At 49.6% G+C, this 996-nt stretch carries 1 protein-coding gene; it reads right to left on the minus strand.

Translation table 11 applies throughout. The features are described 5' to 3' along the window. Positions 1-26: 26 nt before the first annotated feature. Positions 27-996 (minus strand): conjugal transfer protein TraF (traF, locus tag BHE89_RS18595; protein ID WP_141008337.1); only part of this gene is annotated, 970 nt, incomplete at its 5' end.

Below are 996 nucleotides of genomic sequence, written 5' to 3' on the forward strand. Positions count from 1 at the left end.
TTTTTAATATCTTGTGCGTGACCATCTTAGTTCTCCTGTAATTTGTCCCGGATGTACTTCATGAGTTGTTCCGGTGGCACAAAGTTGTCTTTATCACCGCTCGCTTGAGATAGCTGTTTGAGGTCAGAGCCCAGCTCTGGTGAGGCCAAGCGTTCGGCTATGTTGTTTTCCAGGTTGAGTACCGGACGTGTACGGTTAAACTCTTCGTCTGTGACCCAACCATTGCGTTTTGCTGCGACCAAAATCCTGTGATTCAGCTCAGGAAGAGACATTGGCCCTTGTCCTATAGGAGCGAACTGACCATCTGGAGATGCGAGGTAAACAGCAGGGAAAGTTACGATACCAAGTTGTTTGGCATGGCCTTCATCGGTTTTGTAATGGGGGAAAAGCCCACTGGGGAGTGGTTTGCCGTCCATAGATACAGGAATGATCGAGAATCCTTCTCCTTGTTCCAACATCTTGATGAGCGGTGCTTGCAAGTCACTGTAGTCATCGTCGGACTTGTAGAAGAAGAATATCCCTACGCGGTCGGCTACGCTTTTGAGTAGCATGTTTTTGGCGTTACCAGCGTCACGATCAACCTGTTGTGAGGCAAACGTGGCAGCAGGACGTCGAGTAATTTCATCCAAGAAAGGATCACCTACGACCGCCAACTCTGTAGCATCTGAAAACTGTTCAGAGCGATCTATCGCAAATCGCTGCAAATAGAGAAATGTCCTGACGTTTTCGACGGTAGGATTGTTCCAAGCAAGGTCTTTGTACTTGGGTAAGTTTTCCCGGAACCATTCCGCTGAGAACATTTCTGGGCCGCTCGGTAGCGGAGCAGCAGGCTTCGGCTGTGTAGGCTTCGCTTCTGCCACAGGCTTTGGTTTGGGCTTTTCGGGTTTTTTCTCTGGTTCTTTGGGCTCTTCCTTGTACCAGAACCAACCCTCTTCCTTTCGCTCATAAAAACCAGGCCGTGTGCCATCTTGAGCCCAAGCCTGGTGTGATGCCCCC

Origin of the sequence: Shigella sp. FC1967, from assembly GCF_001743005.1 — a bacterium.
Lineage (GTDB): Bacteria > Pseudomonadota > Gammaproteobacteria > Enterobacterales > Enterobacteriaceae > Proteus.